This is a genomic window from Glycomyces tenuis DSM 44171 (assembly GCF_000427885.1).
GTDB classification, from domain to species: Bacteria; Actinomycetota; Actinomycetes; order Mycobacteriales; family Micromonosporaceae; genus Glycomyces; species Glycomyces tenuis.
Map to the genome: position 1 here is coordinate 82654 of NZ_ATYW01000022.1, position 18328 is coordinate 100981.

General features: G+C 72.8%; 18 protein-coding genes and 1 pseudogene. 10 read left to right on the forward strand and 9 right to left on the reverse strand.

Annotated features, from left to right (window positions below):
- The first annotated feature begins 170 nt into the window (after window positions 1–170).
- Window positions 171–863, forward strand: coding sequence for an HNH endonuclease family protein (locus YWW_RS0121045; RefSeq protein ID WP_035699679.1), 693 nt, complete (start codon window positions 171–173; stop codon window positions 861–863).
- 9 nt (window positions 864–872) lie between these two features.
- On the opposite strand, the gene YWW_RS32050 is transcribed toward YWW_RS0121045, so the two are convergent.
- Window positions 873–1541, reverse strand: a complete 669-nt coding sequence (locus YWW_RS32050; protein ID WP_035704821.1) for a maleylpyruvate isomerase family mycothiol-dependent enzyme — start codon at window positions 1539–1541, stop codon at window positions 873–875.
- Between the two features lie 39 nt (window positions 1542–1580).
- On the opposite strand from YWW_RS32050, the gene YWW_RS0121055 reads away from it, so the two are divergent.
- Both YWW_RS0121055 and YWW_RS37555 read left to right on the forward strand, forming a co-directional pair.
- Window positions 1581–2303 carry a hypothetical protein gene (locus tag YWW_RS0121055; protein ID WP_026931656.1) on the forward strand — a complete coding sequence of 241 codons (723 nt, stop codon included), beginning with the start codon at window positions 1581–1583 and terminating at the stop codon, window positions 2301–2303.
- A gap of 22 nt (window positions 2304–2325) precedes the next feature.
- Window positions 2326–2970, forward strand: a complete 645-nt coding sequence (locus YWW_RS37555) for a tetratricopeptide repeat protein (RefSeq protein WP_081687634.1) — start codon at window positions 2326–2328, stop codon at window positions 2968–2970.
- 456 nt (window positions 2971–3426) lie between these two features.
- On the opposite strand, the pseudogene YWW_RS37865 reads toward YWW_RS37555, so the two are convergent.
- Together YWW_RS37865 and YWW_RS0121070 are read right to left on the reverse strand one after the other, a co-directional pair.
- Window positions 3427–3597 (reverse strand): annotated as a pseudogene (locus YWW_RS37865) (nucleotidyltransferase domain-containing protein); the annotation flags it as partial.
- A gap of 4 nt (window positions 3598–3601) precedes the next feature.
- The gene (locus YWW_RS0121070) at window positions 3602–4054 is read right to left on the reverse strand and encodes a MerR family transcriptional regulator (RefSeq protein ID WP_245595481.1); all 453 of its coding nucleotides are present in this window, start codon (window positions 4052–4054) and stop codon (window positions 3602–3604) included.
- A 51-nt stretch (window positions 4055–4105) separates the two neighbouring features.
- Here YWW_RS0121070 and YWW_RS0121075 point away from each other — a divergent pair, with 51 nt between their 5' ends.
- Window positions 4106–5071, forward strand: a complete 966-nt coding sequence (locus tag YWW_RS0121075) for an aldo/keto reductase (protein WP_051326129.1) — start codon at window positions 4106–4108, stop codon at window positions 5069–5071.
- Here the strand turns inward: YWW_RS0121075 and YWW_RS0121080 are convergent.
- On the reverse strand, window positions 5068–5487 hold the full coding sequence (locus YWW_RS0121080; protein WP_026931660.1) for a secondary thiamine-phosphate synthase enzyme YjbQ: 420 nt from the start codon (window positions 5485–5487) through the stop codon (window positions 5068–5070). The genes YWW_RS0121075 and YWW_RS0121080 overlap by 4 nt on opposite strands.
- Before the next feature lie 93 nt (window positions 5488–5580).
- Here YWW_RS0121080 and YWW_RS0121085 point away from each other — a divergent pair, with 93 nt between their 5' ends.
- The 3 genes from YWW_RS0121085 to YWW_RS0121095 all read left to right on the forward strand — a co-directional run bounded on the left by YWW_RS0121085 (window position 5581) and on the right by YWW_RS0121095 (window position 8632).
- Window positions 5581–6558, forward strand: a complete 978-nt coding sequence (locus tag YWW_RS0121085) for a tyrosine-type recombinase/integrase (protein ID WP_026931661.1) — start codon at window positions 5581–5583, stop codon at window positions 6556–6558.
- A gap of 65 nt (window positions 6559–6623) precedes the next feature.
- Complete coding sequence (locus tag YWW_RS0121090; RefSeq protein WP_026931662.1) at window positions 6624–8123, forward strand: DNA-3-methyladenine glycosylase 2 family protein; 1500 nt, start codon at window positions 6624–6626, stop codon at window positions 8121–8123.
- The gene (locus YWW_RS0121095; protein WP_026931663.1) at window positions 8120–8632 is read left to right on the forward strand and encodes a methylated-DNA--[protein]-cysteine S-methyltransferase; all 513 of its coding nucleotides are present in this window, start codon (window positions 8120–8122) and stop codon (window positions 8630–8632) included. Before YWW_RS0121090 ends, YWW_RS0121095 begins: the two co-directional genes overlap by 4 nt.
- A gap of 76 nt (window positions 8633–8708) precedes the next feature.
- On the opposite strand, the gene YWW_RS0121100 is transcribed toward YWW_RS0121095, so the two are convergent.
- The gene (locus tag YWW_RS0121100; RefSeq protein WP_026931664.1) at window positions 8709–9152 is read right to left on the reverse strand and encodes a hypothetical protein; all 444 of its coding nucleotides are present in this window, start codon (window positions 9150–9152) and stop codon (window positions 8709–8711) included.
- Window positions 9153–9283: 131 nt separating this feature from the next.
- Between YWW_RS0121100 and YWW_RS0121105 the strand changes: the two genes are divergently transcribed.
- A complete protein-coding gene (locus YWW_RS0121105) occupies window positions 9284–9979 on the forward strand; it encodes a lytic polysaccharide monooxygenase auxiliary activity family 9 protein (RefSeq protein WP_026931665.1) in 696 nt (231 codons plus the stop codon).
- A 73-nt stretch (window positions 9980–10052) separates the two neighbouring features.
- On the opposite strand, the gene YWW_RS0121110 is transcribed toward YWW_RS0121105, so the two are convergent.
- From YWW_RS0121110 to YWW_RS0121125, 4 genes are read right to left on the reverse strand one after another with little or no spacing between them, the layout of a single operon-like run.
- Window positions 10053–10697, reverse strand: a complete 645-nt coding sequence (locus YWW_RS0121110) for a maleylpyruvate isomerase N-terminal domain-containing protein (RefSeq protein ID WP_026931666.1) — start codon at window positions 10695–10697, stop codon at window positions 10053–10055.
- A 13-nt stretch (window positions 10698–10710) separates the two neighbouring features.
- Window positions 10711–11694 carry a VldE C-terminal domain-containing protein gene (locus tag YWW_RS36155; protein ID WP_155830315.1) on the reverse strand — a complete coding sequence of 328 codons (984 nt, stop codon included), beginning with the start codon at window positions 11692–11694 and terminating at the stop codon, window positions 10711–10713.
- Window positions 11695–11729: 35 nt separating this feature from the next.
- Window positions 11730–12509 carry an exodeoxyribonuclease III gene (locus YWW_RS0121120; RefSeq protein WP_026931668.1) on the reverse strand — a complete coding sequence of 260 codons (780 nt, stop codon included), beginning with the start codon at window positions 12507–12509 and terminating at the stop codon, window positions 11730–11732.
- Between the two features lie 59 nt (window positions 12510–12568).
- Window positions 12569–14860 (reverse strand): hypothetical protein, encoded by a 2292-nt coding sequence (locus YWW_RS0121125; RefSeq protein ID WP_155830316.1) that lies wholly within the window; start codon window positions 14858–14860, stop codon window positions 12569–12571.
- A gap of 114 nt (window positions 14861–14974) precedes the next feature.
- Between YWW_RS0121125 and YWW_RS0121130 the strand changes: the two genes are divergently transcribed.
- Window positions 14975–15781, forward strand: coding sequence for an exodeoxyribonuclease III (locus YWW_RS0121130; protein ID WP_026931670.1), 807 nt, complete (start codon window positions 14975–14977; stop codon window positions 15779–15781).
- 35 nt (window positions 15782–15816) lie between these two features.
- A complete protein-coding gene (locus tag YWW_RS0121135) occupies window positions 15817–18312 on the forward strand; it encodes a DUF3516 domain-containing protein (RefSeq protein ID WP_035699655.1) in 2496 nt (831 codons plus the stop codon).
- The last annotated feature ends 16 nt before the right edge of the window (window positions 18313–18328 follow it).

The following is an 18328-nucleotide window of genomic DNA, read 5'->3' on the forward strand; positions in this document are numbered from 1 at the left end:
GTTCTCATCCTCGCGCGCCGGTGTGACGTTTCTGGTCCTGTCCGGGGTTTTCCGGTCGGCGAGTCGGGGCCGTTTCGGTGGGCCGGTGGGCCCCGCGGGGGCGGTGATCGTGCTACGTTGCCCTCGCCGGTCGTACTGGTGTCCCTTACTCGGCAGACAGGATGGCTCCCATGCTGACCTTCTCCCGCTTCGCGGCGGCCGTCGCCTCGGCGGCGGTGCTGCTGTCGGCCGTCTCGTGCGGGTCGGCCGACGACGTGCTCGCGCCGACCGACCCGGAGGCGTCGGGCCGGTTCAGTGATCTCGCGCCGTTCGCCGCCGAGGTCGACGCCGCGGCGCTGACCTCGGCGATCGAGGCCTTGCCGGTGGCCGAGGAGTCCGGGGCCGGCTATGACCGGTCGCTGTTCCCGCATTGGAGCGACGCCGACGGCAACGGCTGCGACGCCCGCGACGACGTCTTGATCGCGCAGGACCGGTCGGGGGCTTTGAGCGAGGCCGACTGCGATGCGGCCATGGCCGGCGAGTGGGTCTCGATGTACGACGGCGTGACCGTCACCGAATCAGGTGAACTCGACATCGATCATTTCGTGCCGTTGAAGGAGGCGTGGGATTCGGGGGCCGGCGACTGGTCCACCGCCGACCGCGAGGCGTTCGCGAACGCGCTCGAGCCGCCGTGGCATCTGGTCGCGGTGACCGCCTCGTCGAACCGGTCGAAGTCCGATCAGGACCCCGCGGAGTGGATGCCCGAGGTCCGCGAGGTCTGGTGCGTGTATGTGTGGGCGTGGGTGCAGGTCAAGACCGAGTGGGGCTTGAGCGTCGACGAGGCCGAGGCCGAGGCGCTGCTGGGGTACGCCGCCGAATGCTGAAGCGGCCGGTCAGGACAGGGTCAGCCAGGTGATGCCCAGGGAGGTGACGCGGTCGCGTTCGGCGTCGGTCATGGCTTCGCGGCCGGTCGCTTTGGCGATGAACGCGACCGGGTCCCAGCCGAGGGTGGCCAGCGCGTCGGGCTGGTCGAGCAGCAGGTCGACGATGAGGCGGGCGGTCTCGGGCATGGTCCAGCGGGGCAGGCCCACCGCGTCGGCCAGGTCGATGCCGTGGACGGCGACCTCGACCACGCGGGTGGTGAGGAAGTCGTCGAGGGTCATCGCGTCGCCGTAGCGGGTGGTGACCAGCCGGTCCTCGCGCTCGGCCTGGCAGCGGTCGGCGGCGGCTCGCCAGGTCGCGTCGAACGCCTCGGCCAGCGCCGGGCCGCCGGCCTCGGCGGCCGCGACCGCTTCGTCGATGCGGTCGGCGGTGGCTTCGGGTGAGAATCGGGTATCCGGGCGGTAGTAGTCGGCGGCGGTCACCGTCGCCGAGGCCGGGGGTTCGGCCTCGAGCATCCAGGACAGGCGGCTGACGGTGCCGGTGATGTGGGCGAGCAGTTCGGCGGCGTTCCACGGCTCGCAGCGGGTGGGCCGCTTCCACTGGTCGTCGGTGAGGGCCGAGGCGGCGCTGGAGAGTCGGGCGCATTCGGCGCTGAGCGCCGACAGGGGGGATGAAACCATGAGCGAATCCTATTCGGCGAAGCGGGGGAAGGGAACACGGTGCGCTACGCGGGACTGATCCGGCCGGTGATCGACCGGGTGTACGTGGGGGTGCGTCACGCCGCGAGGGATCGCGTCCGGGCGCTGTACGACCAGTGGGAGCTCGATCCGGGTATCGAGTCGGACTATTACTTCGCGCTGCTGGACCATCCGGTGCCGACCGGCGCGGTCGAGGCGGCGATGACCTACCGGCGCTTCGAGCCCAGCCGCGAGATCGCCCGGGGCGTCGCGGTGATCGAGGACGGCTCGTGGCGCCTGACGGCCGAGGGCCTCGAGCTGGCCGGGGCTTTGCGGCACGCGATCGGGGCCGCGGCTGCGGAGCTGTGGGGGCTGCGGCCGATCGCGACGATGCCGGGCCTGGCGGGCCTGGAGCGGCTGTGCGGTCTGGTCGGGCGGTGCCTGGAGGCCGGGCAGGCGAGCGGCGGTCCGGCGTTCGGCGGGCTCACGCCGGTGTTCGAGCCGGCGGAAGCGGCGGCGGCGGAGGTGCTGTCGTCCAGGTTGGGGGCGCTTCGCCATCACCGGGGCGATGCGCACCGGGCCGCGTGGCACGGTGCCGGGTACAGTCTCGCCGATCTGGAGGCCATGGGCCCGGGGCCGCAGCGGCGGGCGATCGAGGAGGACACCGACCGGCTCGACGAGCCGGTCTACGCCTCGCTGTCGGACGGTGAGCGGCTGGAGCTGCTGGCCGGTCTGGGGGCGCTGGCCGACGGGCTGGGCACGTGAGGATCCGGTGTAGGTTCCAGGCATGACGACACCGGATTGGGAGCGGCGGTGCGCCGCGCTGTGGGAGTCCTTCGACGAGGTCGAGCCGGCCGCGTTCGTCGAGGCGATGCGGGCCTTGGCCGATGAGTGCCCCACCGATCCGGTGGCGCTGTTCGAGCTTGGCGGCGCGCACGATTCGACCGGGCGGACCGGTGAGGCGGTCGGCTACTACCGGCGGGCCATCGAGGGGGGCTTGGACACCTCGCGGCGGCGGCAGGCGACGATCCAGATGGCCTCGTCGCTGCGGGAGACCGGGAGCCCGGTCGAGGCGCTGGAGCTGATCGAGGCCGAGCAGTCGGCCGTGAGCGACGAGTACGACGGGGCGGTGGCGATGTGCCGGGCGCTCACGCTCGCCAAGTTGGGGCGCGACCGGGAGGGCCTGTCGGCGGCACTGATCGCCTTGGCCCCGCACCTGCCGCGCTATCGGCGTTCGACGGTGAACTACGCGCTCGGTCTGCTGGAGGACCGTTTAGGCCCCGTGGCGTGCCGCGAGGCGGCAGGCGGTCGCGACGACCGGCCGCTGCGTCTCGTCCAGGGCTTCGTCGACGCGGGCGGCGGCGATGCGGTAGAGCCGCAGGGCGGCCCGGCACGAGGCCGCCGGGTCGGTCCCGGTCAGGCCGGCCGCTGAGTCCCAGGCGTCGGTCCAGGCCTCGCCTTCGGCCCGGCAGATCAGGTCCCACAGTTCGTTCTCGCTGCGGTAGAGGATCCGGTCGGCCGCGGCCAGGAGGCCGGGCAGCCGCAGTGTGAGGATGGCGCGGTTGGCGGCGGCGGCGCGCGCGTTGTCGGCGGTGAGCATGCCGCAGACTTTGTGGACCTCTTCGGCGAGTCCGGTGACGCCCGCGGCGGCCCACCGGTCGGCCTGGTCGGCGATGAGCAGCCAGTCCCATGCGGCGGCTCGGGCCTTGACGTGTTCGAGCAGCCCTTCGGGGTCGGCCAGGAGGCGGGCGTCCCGCCAGGCGGGGACGGCGGCGGGGGCCTCCCAGGGGCAGTGGAGGGCCGCTTCGATCTCGTCGATGGTCTTCCAGCCGATGGTGACCATGCGGCCTTCGACGGACCGGATCTGGTCTTCGCGGGCGGTCTCGGCCACGGCGACGAGGTCGATGTCGGAGTCGGGGTGGTCGGTGCCGGTGGCGATCGAGCCGGTCAGGGCGACGCCGCGGGCGGTGAGTTCGCCGGCGAGGGCCTCGGCGAGCCGGCGGGCGTGTCGGGTGTGGTCCACGCTGTGAGTATGTGCGGGCCCGGCCCGGGCCGCCACCGGTTTAGGAGGCGGACCGGTAGTAGTCGATCTTGCCGATGAGGTAGCGGCGTTTGGCCTCGAAGTCGGCGATGCGTTCGTCGACGGCCCGCCGGTGGTCTTCGAGCAGTCGGATGCGTTCGGCCATGGTGTGGTCGCCCGAGCGCACCAGGGCGGCGAAGCGGCACATCTGCTCGACGGGCATGCCGGTGTCGCGCAGGCATTTGAGGGTGCCGAGCCAGGCGAGGTGGTCATCGCTGAAGCGCCGCTGGCCGGTGGTGGTGCGCGCGACGCCGTCGATGAGGCCGAGGCGTTCGTAGTAGCGCAGGGTGTCCATGGTGAATCCGGTCCGGCGGGCGCATTCGCCGATCGTGTACGGGGCTGCGGGGCTGGTGTTGACGGCCACGCCTCTGAGGATACCCGCCGCCGCCACCTGCCGCTGGGCGACTGCTGCCTGCGGGTTTGCCTTGGAGTCCACTCCAGGTCCTAGCGTCGGAGGCGATTTCGAACACGAGAAGGGAGGTCCGCTGTGGAGCGGATCGAATTGGGGCCGGACCGCATCGGGGTCTCTCGGCTGTGCTTGGGCGCGATGGCGCTCGGCGCGGTTCAGGACGAGGCGACCAGTTTCGCGATCCTGGACCGGTTCCGGGAGTTGGGCGGGAACTTCATCGACACGGCCAACTGCTACATGTTCTGGGTGCCCGGCGGGACCGGGGACGAGTCGGAGCTGCTGCTGGGCCGGTGGCTGGCCGCGCGGGGCGGGCGCGAGGACCTGGTGATCGCGACCAAGGCCGGGCGGCGCCCGACGGTGCCCGGCGGGGGCCTGGAGGCGTCCGAGCCGCTGAGCCGGGAGCGGATCGTCCAGGCCCTGGAGGAATCCCTGGAGCGGCTCGGGACCGACTATGTGGACCTGTTCTGGTCGCACCGCGACGACCGGGAGACGCCGCTGGAGGCGACCGTGGCCGGTTTCGAGGAGACGGTGCGGGCCGGGAAGGCCCGCATGGTCGGGGCCTCCAACCACGTCGCGTGGCGCGTGGAGCGGGCCAGGGCCGTCGCCGACCGCGGCGGGGCGGCGGCGTACACGGCGATGCAGAACCGCTACTCGTATGTGCAGCCGCGTCCCGGGACGCACCTGCCCGAGGGCGGGCACGTGCACGCTTCGGCGGCCGATCTCGACTATGTCGCCTCGACGCCGGGGATGGCGCTGCTGGCGTACTCCTCGCTGCTGTCGGGGGCGTACACGAACCGGGCCAAGCCGCTCGGAGAGCACTACGACCACCCGGGCACCGAGGCACGGCTGCGGGTGCTCGACGAGGTCGCCGCCGAGTGCGGGGCGACGCGCAACCAGGTGGTGCTGGCCTGGCTGATCGGCCACGAGGCGCCGGTGGTGCCGCTGGTGGGCGTCTCGTCGGTGGCGCAGCTCGAGGAGGTGTGCGCCGGGGTCGATCTCAAGTTGGATCCCGAGCAGTGGCGGCGGCTCTCCGAGGCCGCTTAGCCGAGGAAGCTCAGCCGGACGGTCCGGTCGGGGTTGTCCCGATTGGTGTCCACCAGCACGATCGACTGCCATGTGCCCAGCGCGGCCGACCCGGCGGTGACCGGGACGGTCGCGTGGGGCGCGACCAGGCCGGGCAGGACGTGGTCGCGGCCGTGGCCGGTCGAGCCGTGCTGGTGGCGCCACCGGTCGGTGCGGGGCAGCAGCTCGCCGAGGGCGTCGAGGAGGTCGTCGTCGGAGCCGGCGCCGGTCTCGATGATGGCGACGCCGGCGGTGGCGTGCGGGACGAACACGTTGAGCAGGCCGTCGCGGGCGCCGATCTCGTGGAGGAACGCGGCGCATTCGCCGGTCAGGTCGCGGATGGTCTCCCTGTGGCCGGTGGTCAGGCGCAGGGTCGTGGTGTGGAATGCAGAGCCCATGGGGATCGATCCTGCCATGGTCGCCTCGGGCCGGGGCGCACTCGGGGTGCGCGTGGAGGGGCGGTGTCGGTGCGGTGGACTATCGTGTGGTGCATGTCGTCTGCTGAGATCGCCGGGGTGTCGTGGGGGCCTGAGCCGGTCGTGGTCGGGCCGGGCGCCGATCCGTACCGGGCCTATCTGGACTCGTTGGGCTCGGCCGAGTCGCGGCGGACGATGCGCGGGTGCCTGGACCGGATCGCGCAGCTGCTGTCGGGGGACGAGGAGGTCAGCGGCGAGGGCCAGCCGTGGCATCTGCTGCGCTATGAGCACACCTCGCGGCTGCGGGCGGCGATGATCGACCGGGGCTGGTCGGGCGCGTACGTCAACAAGCATCTGGCGGCGCTGCGGCGGGTGCTCAAGGAGGCGTGGCGGCTGGATCTGATGGCCGCCGAGGACTATCAGCGGGCTTGTGATCTGGCGCCGGTCAAGGCGACCCGCCTCCCAGTCGGTTCGCAAGTGGACGGTGAGGCGTTGGGGGCGGCGCTGTACGCGTGCGACATGGACCCCTCGCCGGCCGGGGCGAGGGACGCGGCGGTCCTGGCGACCTTGTACTCGACCGGGTGCCGCCGCTCGGAGCTGGCCGGGATGCGGCTGGTCGACTACGACTCGGGCGAGCGGTCGATCCGCATCGTCGGCAAAGGGAACAAGGAGCGCCTGGTGTACCTGACCGAGGCCGCCGCGGCCCGCGTGGAGCGGTGGATGGCGGTGCGGGGCTCGGACGCGGGGGCGCTGTTCTGCCCGGTGAACAAGGCCGGGCGGCTGCGCCGCAGTGGGACGCGCCTGGCGGGCATGACCGGGCAGGCCGTGGCCGACCTGCTCACCAAGCGCCTGGTCGAGGCCGGGCAGCGCCGGCACACCCCGCACGATTTCCGTCGCACGTTCATCGGGGAGCTGCTGGACGCGGGCGTGGACTTGGCGATCACGCAGTCGCTGGTGGGGCACGCCTCGCCTGCGACGACGGCCCGCTACGACCGGCGTCCGGCCCGCCGCAGCCGCGAAGCGGTCGACCGGCTCCGCCTGCCCGAAGCGTGATGTCGAATTCTGGCTAGCCGATGTCGGGCCCGGCGGGCACGCTTAGAGGCATGACCTTGACTGTGATAGCCGAGAACGAGGAGCGGCTCGCCGCGGCCGTGGCCGGGCGCGACGCCCGTTTCGACGGCTGGGTGTTCCTGGCGGTCACCTCGACGGGGATCTACTGCCGTCCCTCGTGTCCGGCGGTGAAGCCCAAACGCGCGCACATGCGGTTCTACGCTTCGGCGGCGGCTGCCCAGGAGGCCGGGTACCGGGCGTGCAAGCGGTGCCGGCCCGACGCGGCGCCGGGTTCGCCGGCCTGGGACTGGCGCTCGGACGTCACCTCGCGGGCGATGCGGTTGATCGGGGAGGGTGTGGTCGACCGCGAGGGCGCCGCGGGCCTGGCCGCTCGCCTGGGCTATTCGCTGCGGCAGCTCGAGCGGCTCTTGATCGCCGAGGTCGGGGCCGGGCCGGCGGCGCTGGCCCGCGCGCAGCGGGCCCAGTGCGCGCGCGTCTTGATCGAGTCGACCGATATGCCGATGGGCAGGGTCGCCTTCGCGGCCGGGTTCGCCTCGATCCGGGCGTTCAACCGGGTCGTCGCCGAGGTGTACGCCTGCTCCCCCACCGAGCTGCGCCGCAAGGCCGCCGCCCGGGGCGCCGCGGCCTGCTCGACCGGCGGGGTGATCGGGCTGCGCCTGGCCTACCGGGAGCCGTTCGAGCCTTCGAACCTGTTCGGGCACCTCGCCGCCGCGGCGGCGAGCGGGGTCGAGGAGTGGCGGCAGGGCGCCTACCGGCGCACGCTGTCGCTGCCGCACGGGCCCGGGATCGCCTCGCTGCGGCCGGCCGAGGGCTACATCGAGTGCCGGCTGCGCCTGGCCGACGTCCGCGACGTGATCGCCGCGGTGGCCCGCTGCCGCCGGGCGCTGGATCTGGACGCCGACCCGCTCGCGGCGGCCGAGGTCCTCGAGGCCGATCCGCTGCTGGGGCCTTCGGCGCGGAAGACGCCGGGCCGCAGGGTGCCGCGCAAGGCCGACGGCGAGGAGTACGCGCTGCGGGCGGTGATCGGCCAGCAGGTCTCGACCGCGGCGGCGGCGACGATCGCCGCGCGGCTGGCCGAGCGGTACGGCGAGGCCGTGGCCGACCCCGAAGGGGGCCTGGGGCGGCTGTTCCCCGCTCCGGCCCGGATCGCCGAGATCGACCCGGCCGAGCTGCCGATGCCCGCGCGGCGGGCGCGGACGCTGCTGGCCTTGGCCTCGGCGCTGGCCGAGGGCCGGGTCGAGGTGGGTCCGGGCGCGGACTGGGAGCAGTCCCGGGCCGATCTGGCGCGGGTGCCGGGGGTGGGGCCGTGGACGGTCGAGATGATCGCCATGCGGGCACTGGGCGACCCCGATGCCTTCCCGGCCGGTGACCTGGGCGTGGTCAGGGGCGCCGAGCGCCTCGGGCTCGCGTCCTCGCCGAAGGCGCTCGCGGCCGCGGCCGAGGCGTGGCGGCCGTGGCGGGCCTATGCCACGCAGTACCTGTGGGCGAGCGATGACCATCCGACGAACCGACTGCCGGGCGAGCAGAGAGAAGATGAGGGACGATGACGCGCACCAAGGCGCCGAGGGACGGCGCGAAGCACATGACGATGGACTCCCCGTTGGGGCCGATCGCGGTCTCGGCGGTGGACGAGGGCCTGACGTACGTCCACATGGGCGCCGAGGAGATCGACCGGGCCTGGGGGCCCGAGGGGGCGACGCCGGTGCTGGAAGCGGCCCTGGAGCAGCTGGAGGCGTATTTCGCCGGCGAGTTGACCGAGTTCGATCTGCCCTTGGCCGCCGCCGGCACCGATTTCCAGCATCGGGTGTGGGCGGCGCTGCGGGCGATCCCGTACGGCACAACGGTCTCCTATGGGGACATCGCGCGCCGGATCGGCAATCCGGCGGCGGTGCGGGCGGTGGGTCTGGCCAACGGGCAGAATCCGATCGCGGTCGTCGTGCCGTGCCATCGGGTGATCGGCTCGAACGGGAAGCTGACCGGTTACGCCGGCGGGGTGTGGCGCAAGGAGCGCCTGCTCGCGCTCGAGCGCGGTGAGACGGGCCTGTTCGCGGCCTAGGACCGCTGCTCGCGCGGGGCTGCCGGACACCGGTGTCCGGCAGCCCCGCGCGAGCGGGCGGGGACCGGGCCGGGTGCTAGAGGAGGGTGACGAGCAGTTCGACGGTGACGGTCTGGTCGTCGACGATGATCGTGGCCGAGTAGCAGACCTGGTCGGTGCAGCCGGCGGGGATGATGCCGGTGGCCGTCCCGGCCGGGGTGGTGCCCGAGAGCAGGGGCGCCTCCATGGCGTTGTCGGCGATGAACGACCCGAATTCGTCGGCGGGGATGTCGACGGTCGCCTCGCCTCGGGAGCCGGGGGTGGGGGTGTGCATCTGGGACAGGTCGGCTTCGACGACGTCGGTGCCGCTGGGGTATTCGAGGTGGGTGGCCTCGGCGACGGTGGACAGGCTCGGCGGGGCCGATCCGGACAGGGCCCAGCCGATGGCCCAGACGGCGCCGATGAGGCCGCTGAACGCGGCGGCGAGCCAGGCTGCGGCGATGAGGGCGCGTCGGCCGGAGGGCGGCGGTGGCGAGACCATCCGGCGACCTTACACGAGCGCGGACACCTGTCCGATTCGCGCGGCCGCCCGGTCTGCCTCCATTGGTTTCGCAAACACCCTAAATGAAGTAATATATAAATACTTCAATGTCTATGTGGGGAGGTATTCCCATGAACGCAACCGCCGCAACCGGCATGCGGCGCCGAACGGCCGTCATCCTCGCCGCCGTGATCGCGGCCGCGGCCGCCGCGGCCTCGGCCCTGTTCTTCGCTCCGTCATCCGATGCCCACGGCACGGCCATCGGCCCGCCCTCGCGCAACTACTCCTGCTGGGAGCGCTGGGGCCACGACTTCCAGAACCCGGACATGGCCACCGAGGACCCGATGTGCTGGCAGGCCTGGCAGGCCGACCCGAACGCCATGTGGAACTGGAACGGCAACTACCTCGAGCAGGTCGGCGGCGACCACGAGGGCGCCATCCCCGACGGGCAGCTGTGCTCCTCGGGCCAGGACCGCTACGCCGCGCTCGATGCGCCGGGCCGGTGGCAGACCACGCCAGTGGACCAGGACTTCACCTTCACCAACCACGACCAGGCCGACCACGGCGCCGACTACTACCGGATCTACGTCACCGAACAAGGATTCGATCCGACGACGCAGGCCCTGGGCTGGGACGACCTGGAACTGGTCGCCGAGACCGGCGTCATCGCCCCCGGTGAGGGCGAACCGTCCGACACCGTCGGGACGCTGGTGAACATCGACGTCTCGGCGCCGGGGCGCACCGGCCACCACATCGTGTACATGATCTGGCAGGCCAGCCACTTCGACCAGTCGTTCTACTCCTGCTCGGACGTGTACTTCCAGTAGACGACCGGGCCGCGGACGCACGAGCGCGGGCGGGCCCGGGGACGGCGTCCCCGGGCCCGCCCGCGCTCGTGCGTCACAGGGCGCTGATGTCGCCGCCGGCGCGCTCGGAGCGGGCCAGGGCGCGCACCAGCGCGGCCTGGCCGTGGCGCTGCGCGGCCAGGCGGGTCAGCACCCACGCGGCGGTGTCGAAGGCGTCGGCGTCGAACTCAGGGGTCGCGATGCCGACCGAGACGGCCAGGTCGTCGGCGTGGACGACGAGCTCCATGATGCGCGTGACCAGGAAGTCGTCGAAGCTGGTCGCGTACGTCCAGCGGCGGGCCCCGCCGAGGGCGTCGTCGCCGAGGCCCGGGAGCCGGTCGTGGAGGGTCTTCAGGGCCGCTTCGGTCTCGGCGAGGACGGCGCCGGGCCCGGCCGCGGCCTCGTCGTTGCCGCGGTCGCGGATGGCGGTGTTGTAGTCGTTGGCGACATCGGCGGCCAGCCAGGAGGCCCGGGCCCGCTCGTAGTGGTCGAGGACGCCGACGACGTCCTTGCCGCCGAAGTCGGCCCCGAGCGCCTCGGCGCCGGAGCCGATCTGGGAGGCCAGGTGGGCGGCCAGGCCGCCGACGGTGAAGCCCTCCAAGGCCGAGGGGGCCTCCCACGCCTCGGCGACGGCGTCCTCGCCGAGCAGCGCGAGCACGGTTTCGGCGGCGGTGAGGTACTGCTTCCTGATCGGTGTCATCGCGGGTTCCTTACTAGCGCACGGAGACGTGGACGTGGTTGGTGTGGTCGCCCGCCGGCGTCCCGTTGGCCCCCGAGTAGGACCGCCACCCCGACGAGGGCGACCAGAACTGGCGGTACCAGATGACGTATTCGACCGCGAGCGCATCGGCGTTGTTGACGTACCAGGCGGCGAGCTGGTCGCCGTAGGTCTTGTCCGAGCCGCTCGCGTCGGAGTTCTGGAAGCCGCTCTCGTCGGCGGCGAAGTCGCAGGCGCGGCCCTGCGGGTGCTCGCCCGAGCCGCCGGAGCGGTAGCAGGAGACGTAGTGGTCGAAGTCGGCTTCGCGGGTCTCGTTGTAGACGTGGAGGGTCCTGGGGGTCAGGCAGCCGCCGGTGGTGGGGTCGTCCTCGGTGCACGACTCGGACGGCAGGGACCCGTCGCCGTTGCGCGGGACGGGGTCGGCCGCGGGAGCGCCGCCGTCCGAGCCGGGCCCGGCGGCCTGGTCGGCTCTGAGCTCTTCGAGCTGGTCTTCGAGCTCGGCGGCGGCGTCTTCGGCGTCGGCCAGGGCCTGCTCGGCGGCCTCGACTTCGGCGGTGTGCGCCTCGGTCTGGGCCTCGAGATCGGCCAGCAGCGTCTCGGCCTCCTGGACGAGCGCGGCCCGCTCGTCGGCGAGATAGCCGGTGAAGGTGAGCGCGTCCACCATCTGGTCGGGGCTCTGGGCCGACAGCAGTGCGGCGGTGGTGCGCAGGTCGCCTTCGGTGTGGAGGTAGACGGCGTATTCGTCGAGGTCGCCGGACAGCTCGTCGAGCAGCGCCTGGGTCTCGGTGATCTGGACGGACAGTTCCTCGGCCCGGTGCTCGGCGGCGGCCACCGCTTCTTCGGCGTCGGCGACGGCCTCGATGGCGTCGGCAAGGTCCGATTCGAGGGTCTCCTCGTCGGGGTCGGCGTTCGCCGCGGTGGTGGGCATCAGCGCCACGAGGGCGGCGATGCACACCATGGGGAGGATTCGGTGGCGCACGTGTGTCTCTTCGCTTTCCGGGAAGGGGCAGTCGGTTACAGGTCGAGGTCGAGCACGACGGGGGCGTGGTCGGAGGCGCCTTTGCCTTTGCGTTCCTCACGGTCGACGTAGGCGTCTGCGACGGCGCCGGTCCAGGCCGCGTTGGCCAGGGCCAGGTCGATGCGCATGCCGCGGTTCTTGGGGAAGTCGAGGTTGCGGTAGTCCCAGAACGTGAACGGCCAGGCGTGTTTGAGGGCGCGGGGGAACACGTCGGACAGGCCGGCGCTCTCGACGTCGGCGAGGGCGGCCCGTTCGGCTTCGGTGACGTGGGTGGTGCCGCTCCAGGCCTGCGCGTCCCACAGGTCGTCGTCGGTGGGGCAGATGTTGAAGTCGCCCAGGACGGCGAACGGGCGCTCGGCGGCGGCGTCGGCGGCGACGGTGGTCTTCAGCGCCTCCAGGAAGGCGAGCTTGTACGGGTAGTGCAGGTCGGCGACGTCGCGGCCGTTGGGGACGTACACCGACCACACGCGGACCGGCCCGCAGGTCGCGGCGATGGCCCGCGGTTCGAGGGCCCCGTCGAAGACCGGCTGGTCGTCCAGGTCGCGGACGACCTCGCCGATGCCGACCTTCGAGAGGATCGCGACGCCGTTCCAGCGGCCGTCGCCGTGGGCGGCGATCTCGTAGCCGGCCGCGGCGAGGGCCTCGGCGGGGGCGTCGGCGGCGGCGCATTTGAGCTCTTGGAGGCACACCACGTCGGGCCGGGCGGCATCGAGCCAGGCCAAGAGCCTGGCCAGGCGGGCGTTGATCGAGTTGATGTTCCACGTCGCGACGCGCATGGGCCTCACGATACCGCCCGGTCCGTCCCGGCGGCGCGGCCCTGGCCGGGCCGGGGCCCTCACGCCTCGCCGCGGGCGGTGCCGGCGGTCTCGGTCCGGGCGGGCGCCTCGGGGCCGGGCGGCTCGGGCCGGGGCCCGACGGCGATGGCCAGGAGGCCGAAGCCGACGGCGGTGGCGAAACCGGGGACGGCGATACCGGAGTCGTTGACGCTGAAGCCGATGACGGCGACGGCGACCAGGCCGACGGTGGCCGCTTCGGTCGAGGCCGAGCGGATGGGCGAGCGGCGTCGCCAGATGAGCCAGGCGCCGACGGCGGCGGCGGCGACGAGGTAGGTCAGGGGGGTGCCGATGGAGCTGATCGCCGAGTCGGCCTTGCGCAGCAGGACGCCGCCGGCGCTGCCTTCGAGGACGGCGCCGACGAAGCGGCCCAGGTGGGTCTGGTCGGCTTCGGGCCGCAGGTAGTCGAGGACGCCGGCGGCGACGAACACGGCCGCGGCCAGGCCGCCGGCCCAGGCGAGGCCGCCGATCGAGAGCCGGCGGCCCCACAGGCTCAGGCAGGCCAGGACGAGGGCGGCGACGATGGTGAGCATGCCGCCGACGTCGCCGCCGAGGGAGGGGGCGCCGACCAGGACGGTCGCGGCGGCGCCGAGGACGACCGGCCCGATGTGGCGGGCGCGGCCCCGCCAGGGGGTGAGGGCGATGATGAGGACGACGGCGGCGGCGAACACGGCGAAGGAGTAGTTGCCGAGCCCGGAGAACCGGGCCCCGGCCTGCGCGGTGTACCCCAGGGGGGTGTGGAGGGGCCAGGTGGCGCCGGTGAACTGGTCGACGGCGATGAGCCCGGCGGTCACGCCCGCGACCATGAGCGCGGCCCGCCTGCCCGCCCGCAGGCCCGGCAGCCACGCGGCGGCGGTGAGCACGGTCACGCCCGCGGCGATGACGAGCCAGAACGCGAGCTCGGGGTTGTCGGCCCGCCACCACGGCGGGATGCCGGCGGCGACACCGGCGACGGGGATCGCCGAGACCGCGACGCACACCGTCCGGGCCAGCGGCCGGAGCCGGTCGGGGCCGATCAGCAGCCACACCGCGGCGGCGACGGCGGCGACGCCGAGGGCGGCGAGGGTGCCGTAGAACTTCCAGCCGACCTCGGCCACGGCCGCCGAGGCCTGTGTCTCGTCGACGCCGGCCGCGACGGCCGCCTCGGAGCTGTGGGCGGGGTCGGCTTCGACGCTGGCGGGCCGCCCGGACATGGCGGCGGGGACGTCGGCGCCGACGACGTCGAGAGCGGTGGGGGCGAGGTCGACGAGCTGGACGTAGCCGTCGCGGCCGGTCGTCGCCGAGGTCAGCGACCCGGCCTCGATGCCGTGCCCGGCGTAGAGGACGGGGTGGAGCGAGGAGGGGGCGGCGGAGTCGGCGATGCCGGCGACCATGAGCCGCCACCGCTCGGGCAGGGCGGCGGCGACATCGCCGATGGCCTCGTCGGCTTCGGAGGCGGCGGCGACGCGGATCGGGTCGGGCTCGGTCTCCTCGCCGGCGGCGGTGTCCTCCTCGTCGAGGGGGACGTCGGCGTCGTCTTCGCCGAGCGCGTCGTAGTCGGTGGTGGTGTCCTCGGCATCGCCGGCGTCGTCGCCGACGATGACGCCGGGATCGACGATGACGATGTCGCAGGCGGCCATCGCCTCGGGCAGGGCGTCGAGGTCCTCGCCCCAGAACGCGAGGTTCCCTTCGGGGTCGGCGGCGGCCAGGGCCGCGCCGACGCCGATCGCGGCCACGCACAGTCCCTCGCGGACCTCGACCGGTTCCTCCCCTGCCGCGGCGGCCTCCTCGGCGGCCTCGGCCTGCTCGACCGCGAGCTGGTCGACCGCCTCGGCGAGCGAGCCGAGCCGGGCCCCGTAGTTGTAGGCGGCGTTGGCCTCTTCGAGCTCGTCGAAGTGCGGGACGGTCCACTCGCCGCCGGCGGAGACCGGCGCAGGGATGCGCGACTGGGCCATGCAGTGGGCGTCGCGGGGCGCGGCCCCGCCGGCCCGCTCGCCGGCGCCCAGGCTCACCCAGCCGGCCTCGGCGCACGTCCACGACCCGATGGTGCGCACGCTCATCGACGCGGTGGCGCCGGCCCCGGCCAGGTCCCACAGGGCCGGCGTCTCCGAGGCGGAGATGTCCGACCAGGTCAGGCCGGGCACGCCGACGACGACGACGCCGCCGGGCTGGTCGAGCGCCTCGGCGTCGGGCTCGTCTTGCGCCCGGGCCGGCGTCAGGGCCGCGAGGGCGGCGATCATGGAGGCGAAGGAGGCGACCAGCGCCCGCGTCCACCACGTCCGGCCCGCTGCCGGGCCTTGTGCCGCCGAAGTCATCCTTGCAGTCTATTGGGTCAGCGCCCGGCCTCGGGCCTGTCCCCGCCCCGGGGACGACGCATCTCACCGCATCGCCTCCGGGCCGGTCCGGAGGCCGCGGGTTAGGGTGGGCCCATGCGCACCATCGCCACCGTCAATGTCAACGGGATCCGGGCCGCATCGAAGAAAGGCCTGGTCGCATGGCTGGCCGGCACCGAGGCCGACGTCGTGCTCCTCCAGGAGGTCCGGGCCACCGCCGATCAGGTGCCCGCCGCGGTCACCGACGTCCCCGGCTGGCACTGGCTGCTGGCCCCGGCCGAGAACGACGGCGCCAAGGGCCGCGCCGGGGTCGCCGTCCTCACCCGGCAAGCGCCCGAAGGGCAGCGGATCGGCTTCGGTTCGGCCGAGTTCGACACGTGCGGGCGCTACGCCGAGGTCGACCTGCCGGGCCTGACCGTCGGCAGCCTCTACCTGCCCTCCGGTGAGGCCGGGACGCCCCGCCAGGACGAGAAGGAGCGGTTCATGGCCGCCTTCGCCGACTACCTCACCGACGCGGCGAAACGCTGCGCCGAGGACGGGCGCGAGCTGCTGGTCGGCGGCGATTTCAACATCGCCCACACCGAGGCCGACCTGAAGAACTGGCGCGGCAACAAGAAGAGCGCCGGGTTCCTCCCGGGCGAGCGGGCCTGGCTGACCGAGTTGTACGAGCAGCGCGGCTTCGTCGACGTCTTCCGCTCCCTCCACCCCGACGTCGAGGGCCCCTACTCGTGGTGGTCGGTCCGCGGGCGGGCCTTCGACAACGACACCGGCTGGCGCATCGACCTCCAGGTCACCACGCCCGGCTTGGCGCGGGCGGCCCGGCGCGCCTGGATCGAGCGCGCCGCCTCCCACGCCGAGCGCTGGTCCGACCACGCCCCGGTCCTGGTCGCCTACGACCACTGACCCGCCCTGGCCGCCCGAGAGCGGCCGGGGCACCATTGACCGTTGTGAGCCTCATCGACTACCTGCCCGCCACCGACCGGCCCGACGCCGACGACGTCTACACCGCCTTCGCCTCCTGGGCCGCGGATGAGGGCATCGACCTGTACGAGCACCAGGAGGAGGCGCTGCTGGCGATCTGCTCGGGCGCCAACGTCGTCGTGAACACCCCCACCGGCTCGGGCAAGTCGCTCATCGCGGCCGCCGCGCACTTCAACGCCCTGGCGAACCAGCGCACCTCCTTCTACACCGCGCCGATCAAGGCACTGGTGTCCGAGAAGTTCTTCGAGCTGTGCGCCCAGTTCGGCCACGACAACGTCGGCATGCTCACCGGCGACGCCTCGGTCAACCCCGATGCGCCGCTGATCTGCTGCACCGCCGAGATCCTCGCCAACCTCGCCTTGCGCGAGGGCGCCGACCTGGACTGCGACTCGGTCGTGGCCGACGAGTTCCACTTCTACGCCGAGCCGGACCGCGGCTGGGCCTGGCAGGTGCCCCTGCTCGAATTGCGGCGGGCCCAGTTCACGCTCATGTCGGCGACCCTGGGCGACACGGCGTTCTTCGAACGGGACCTGACCGAGCGCACCGGCCGCGAGACCGTGCTGGTCGCCGGCGCCACCCGCCCGGTCCCCCTCGACTACGAATACCGCAAGACCACGCTGCACGAGACGGTCGAGAACCTGGTGAACCACCACCGGGCGCCGGCCTACATCGTGCATTTCACGCAGGCCGCGGCCTTGGAGACCGCGCAGGCGCTGGCGAGCCTCAGACTGGTCGACAAGGACGCCAAGGCCCAGATCGCGGCCGCGCTGGGCGGGTTCCGCTTCACGACCAAGTTCGGGCAGACCCTCGCCCGGCTGGTGCGCTCGGGGATCGGGGTGCACCACGCGGGGATGCTCCCGAAGTACCGGCGCCTGGTCGAGCGGTTGGCGCAGCAGGGCCTGCTGACGGTCATCTGCGGCACCGACACGCTCGGGGTCGGCATCAACGTGCCGATCCGCACGGTCGTGTTCACCGGCCTGGCCAAGTACGACGGCAGGCGCACCCGGCGCCTGCGGGCCCGGGAGTTCCACCAGATCGCCGGCCGGGCCGGCCGGGCCGGGTTCGACACGGAGGGCTTCGTGGTCTGCCAGGCCCCCGAGCACGTCATCGAGAACACCAAGGCCGAGGCCAAGTTCGGTCTGGATCCGAAGAAGCGCAAGAAGATGGCGAAGAAGAAGCCCCCGGAGGGCTTCGTCGGCTGGACCGAGGAGACCTTCGGTTCCCTGGCCGAGGCCGAACCGGAGGCGTTGACCAGCCGCATGCGCATGAGCCACGCCATGCTCGTGAACGTCCTGGCCAGGGGCGGGAACGCCTTCGATCACGTCCGGGGCCTCATCGAGGGCTCGCACGCCGACCGGGCCGAGCAGTTGCGCATGGCCCGCACGGCGCTGCGGATCGCGCGGACGCTGCGCGATGCGGGCATCATCGTCATCGACGGCAGCAAGGTCAAGCTCACCGTCGACCTGCCGGACCATTTCGCGCTCAATCAGCCGCTGGCGCCGTTCGCGCTGGCCGCGCTCGACCTGCTCGACCCCGACGGCGAGGAGTACGCCATGGAGGTCGTCTCGGTGGTCGAGGCGACCTTGGAGGGGCCCGGTCAGATCCTGGCCGCGCAGCGCAACAAGGCCAAGGGCGAGGCGATCGAGGCGATGAAGGCCGACGGGGTGGACTACTTCGACCGGATGAACCGGCTCGACGAGGACCAGATCGACTACCCCAAGCCGCTGGCCGAGCTGCTGGAGGAGGCCTTCGAGGTCTACAAGACCAGTCACCCGTGGGCGGCGGACTACGCCTTGGAGCCCAAGTCGATCCTGCGGGAGATCTGGGAGGGCCACATGAGCTTCGGGGAGTACATCGGCGTCTACGGCCTGCCCAGGGCCGAGGGCCTGCTGCTGCGGTACCTCTCGAGTGCCTACAAGGCGTTGATCCAGACGCTCCCGGAGGGCGCGGGCGGGCCGGAGCTCGACGATCTGACCGCGTGGCTGGGCGAGACGATCCGCCAGACCGACTCCTCGCTGATCAATGAGTGGGAGCAGTTGACCAATCCGGTCGACGACGAGGGCGAGATCGATGTCGGCCGGCCGGCCAGGGCGTTCACCGACAATGAGCGGGCGTTCGCGATCGCGGTCCGCAACCTGGTCTTCCGGCACGTCGAGTTGGCCGCCGCGGACCGGCCCGCCGCTTTGGCATCGCTGGAGACGGGGTGGACGGAGTCGGCGTGGGATGCGGCCCTGGAGCGGTATTTCGACGCCCATGACGACATCGGCACCGCCACGGGGGCGCGTTCGGACGAGTTCTTGGACATCGGGCGGGAAGGCCGCACCTGGCGGGTGCGGCAGACCATCGACGATCCGGCCGGCGACCGGGACTGGGCGATGGTCTTCACCGTGGACTTGGACGCCTGCGACGAGGCCGGGACCGTAGTGATGTCCATCGAGGACTTCACCGATTAGGTCGTGACCACAAGGG

Bases quoted from the DNA above. Each gene is read 5' to 3' on its own strand.
- YWW_RS0121045 (WP_035699679.1), top strand. From the start codon at position 171: ATGCTGACCTTCTCCCGCTTCGCGGCGGCCGTCGCCTCGGCGGCGGTG.
- YWW_RS32050 (WP_035704821.1), bottom strand. From the start codon at position 1,541: ATGGTTTCATCCCCCCTGTCGGCGCTCAGCGCCGAATGCGCCCGACTC.
- YWW_RS37555 (WP_081687634.1), top strand. From the start codon at position 2,326: ATGACGACACCGGATTGGGAGCGGCGGTGCGCCGCGCTGTGGGAGTCC.
- YWW_RS0121080 (WP_026931660.1), bottom strand. From the start codon at position 5,487: ATGGGCTCTGCATTCCACACCACGACCCTGCGCCTGACCACCGGCCAC.
- YWW_RS0121085 (WP_026931661.1), top strand. From the start codon at position 5,581: ATGTCGTCTGCTGAGATCGCCGGGGTGTCGTGGGGGCCTGAGCCGGTC.
- YWW_RS0121095 (WP_026931663.1), top strand. From the start codon at position 8,120: ATGACGCGCACCAAGGCGCCGAGGGACGGCGCGAAGCACATGACGATG.
- YWW_RS0121100 (WP_026931664.1), bottom strand. From the start codon at position 9,152: ATGGTCTCGCCACCGCCGCCCTCCGGCCGACGCGCCCTCATCGCCGCA.
- YWW_RS0121105 (WP_026931665.1), top strand. From the start codon at position 9,284: ATGAACGCAACCGCCGCAACCGGCATGCGGCGCCGAACGGCCGTCATC.
- YWW_RS0121110 (WP_026931666.1), bottom strand. From the start codon at position 10,697: ATGACACCGATCAGGAAGCAGTACCTCACCGCCGCCGAAACCGTGCTC.
- YWW_RS0121120 (WP_026931668.1), bottom strand. From the start codon at position 12,509: ATGCGCGTCGCGACGTGGAACATCAACTCGATCAACGCCCGCCTGGCC.
- YWW_RS0121125 (WP_155830316.1), bottom strand. From the start codon at position 14,860: ATGACTTCGGCGGCACAAGGCCCGGCAGCGGGCCGGACGTGGTGGACG.
- YWW_RS0121130 (WP_026931670.1), top strand. From the start codon at position 14,975: ATGCGCACCATCGCCACCGTCAATGTCAACGGGATCCGGGCCGCATCG.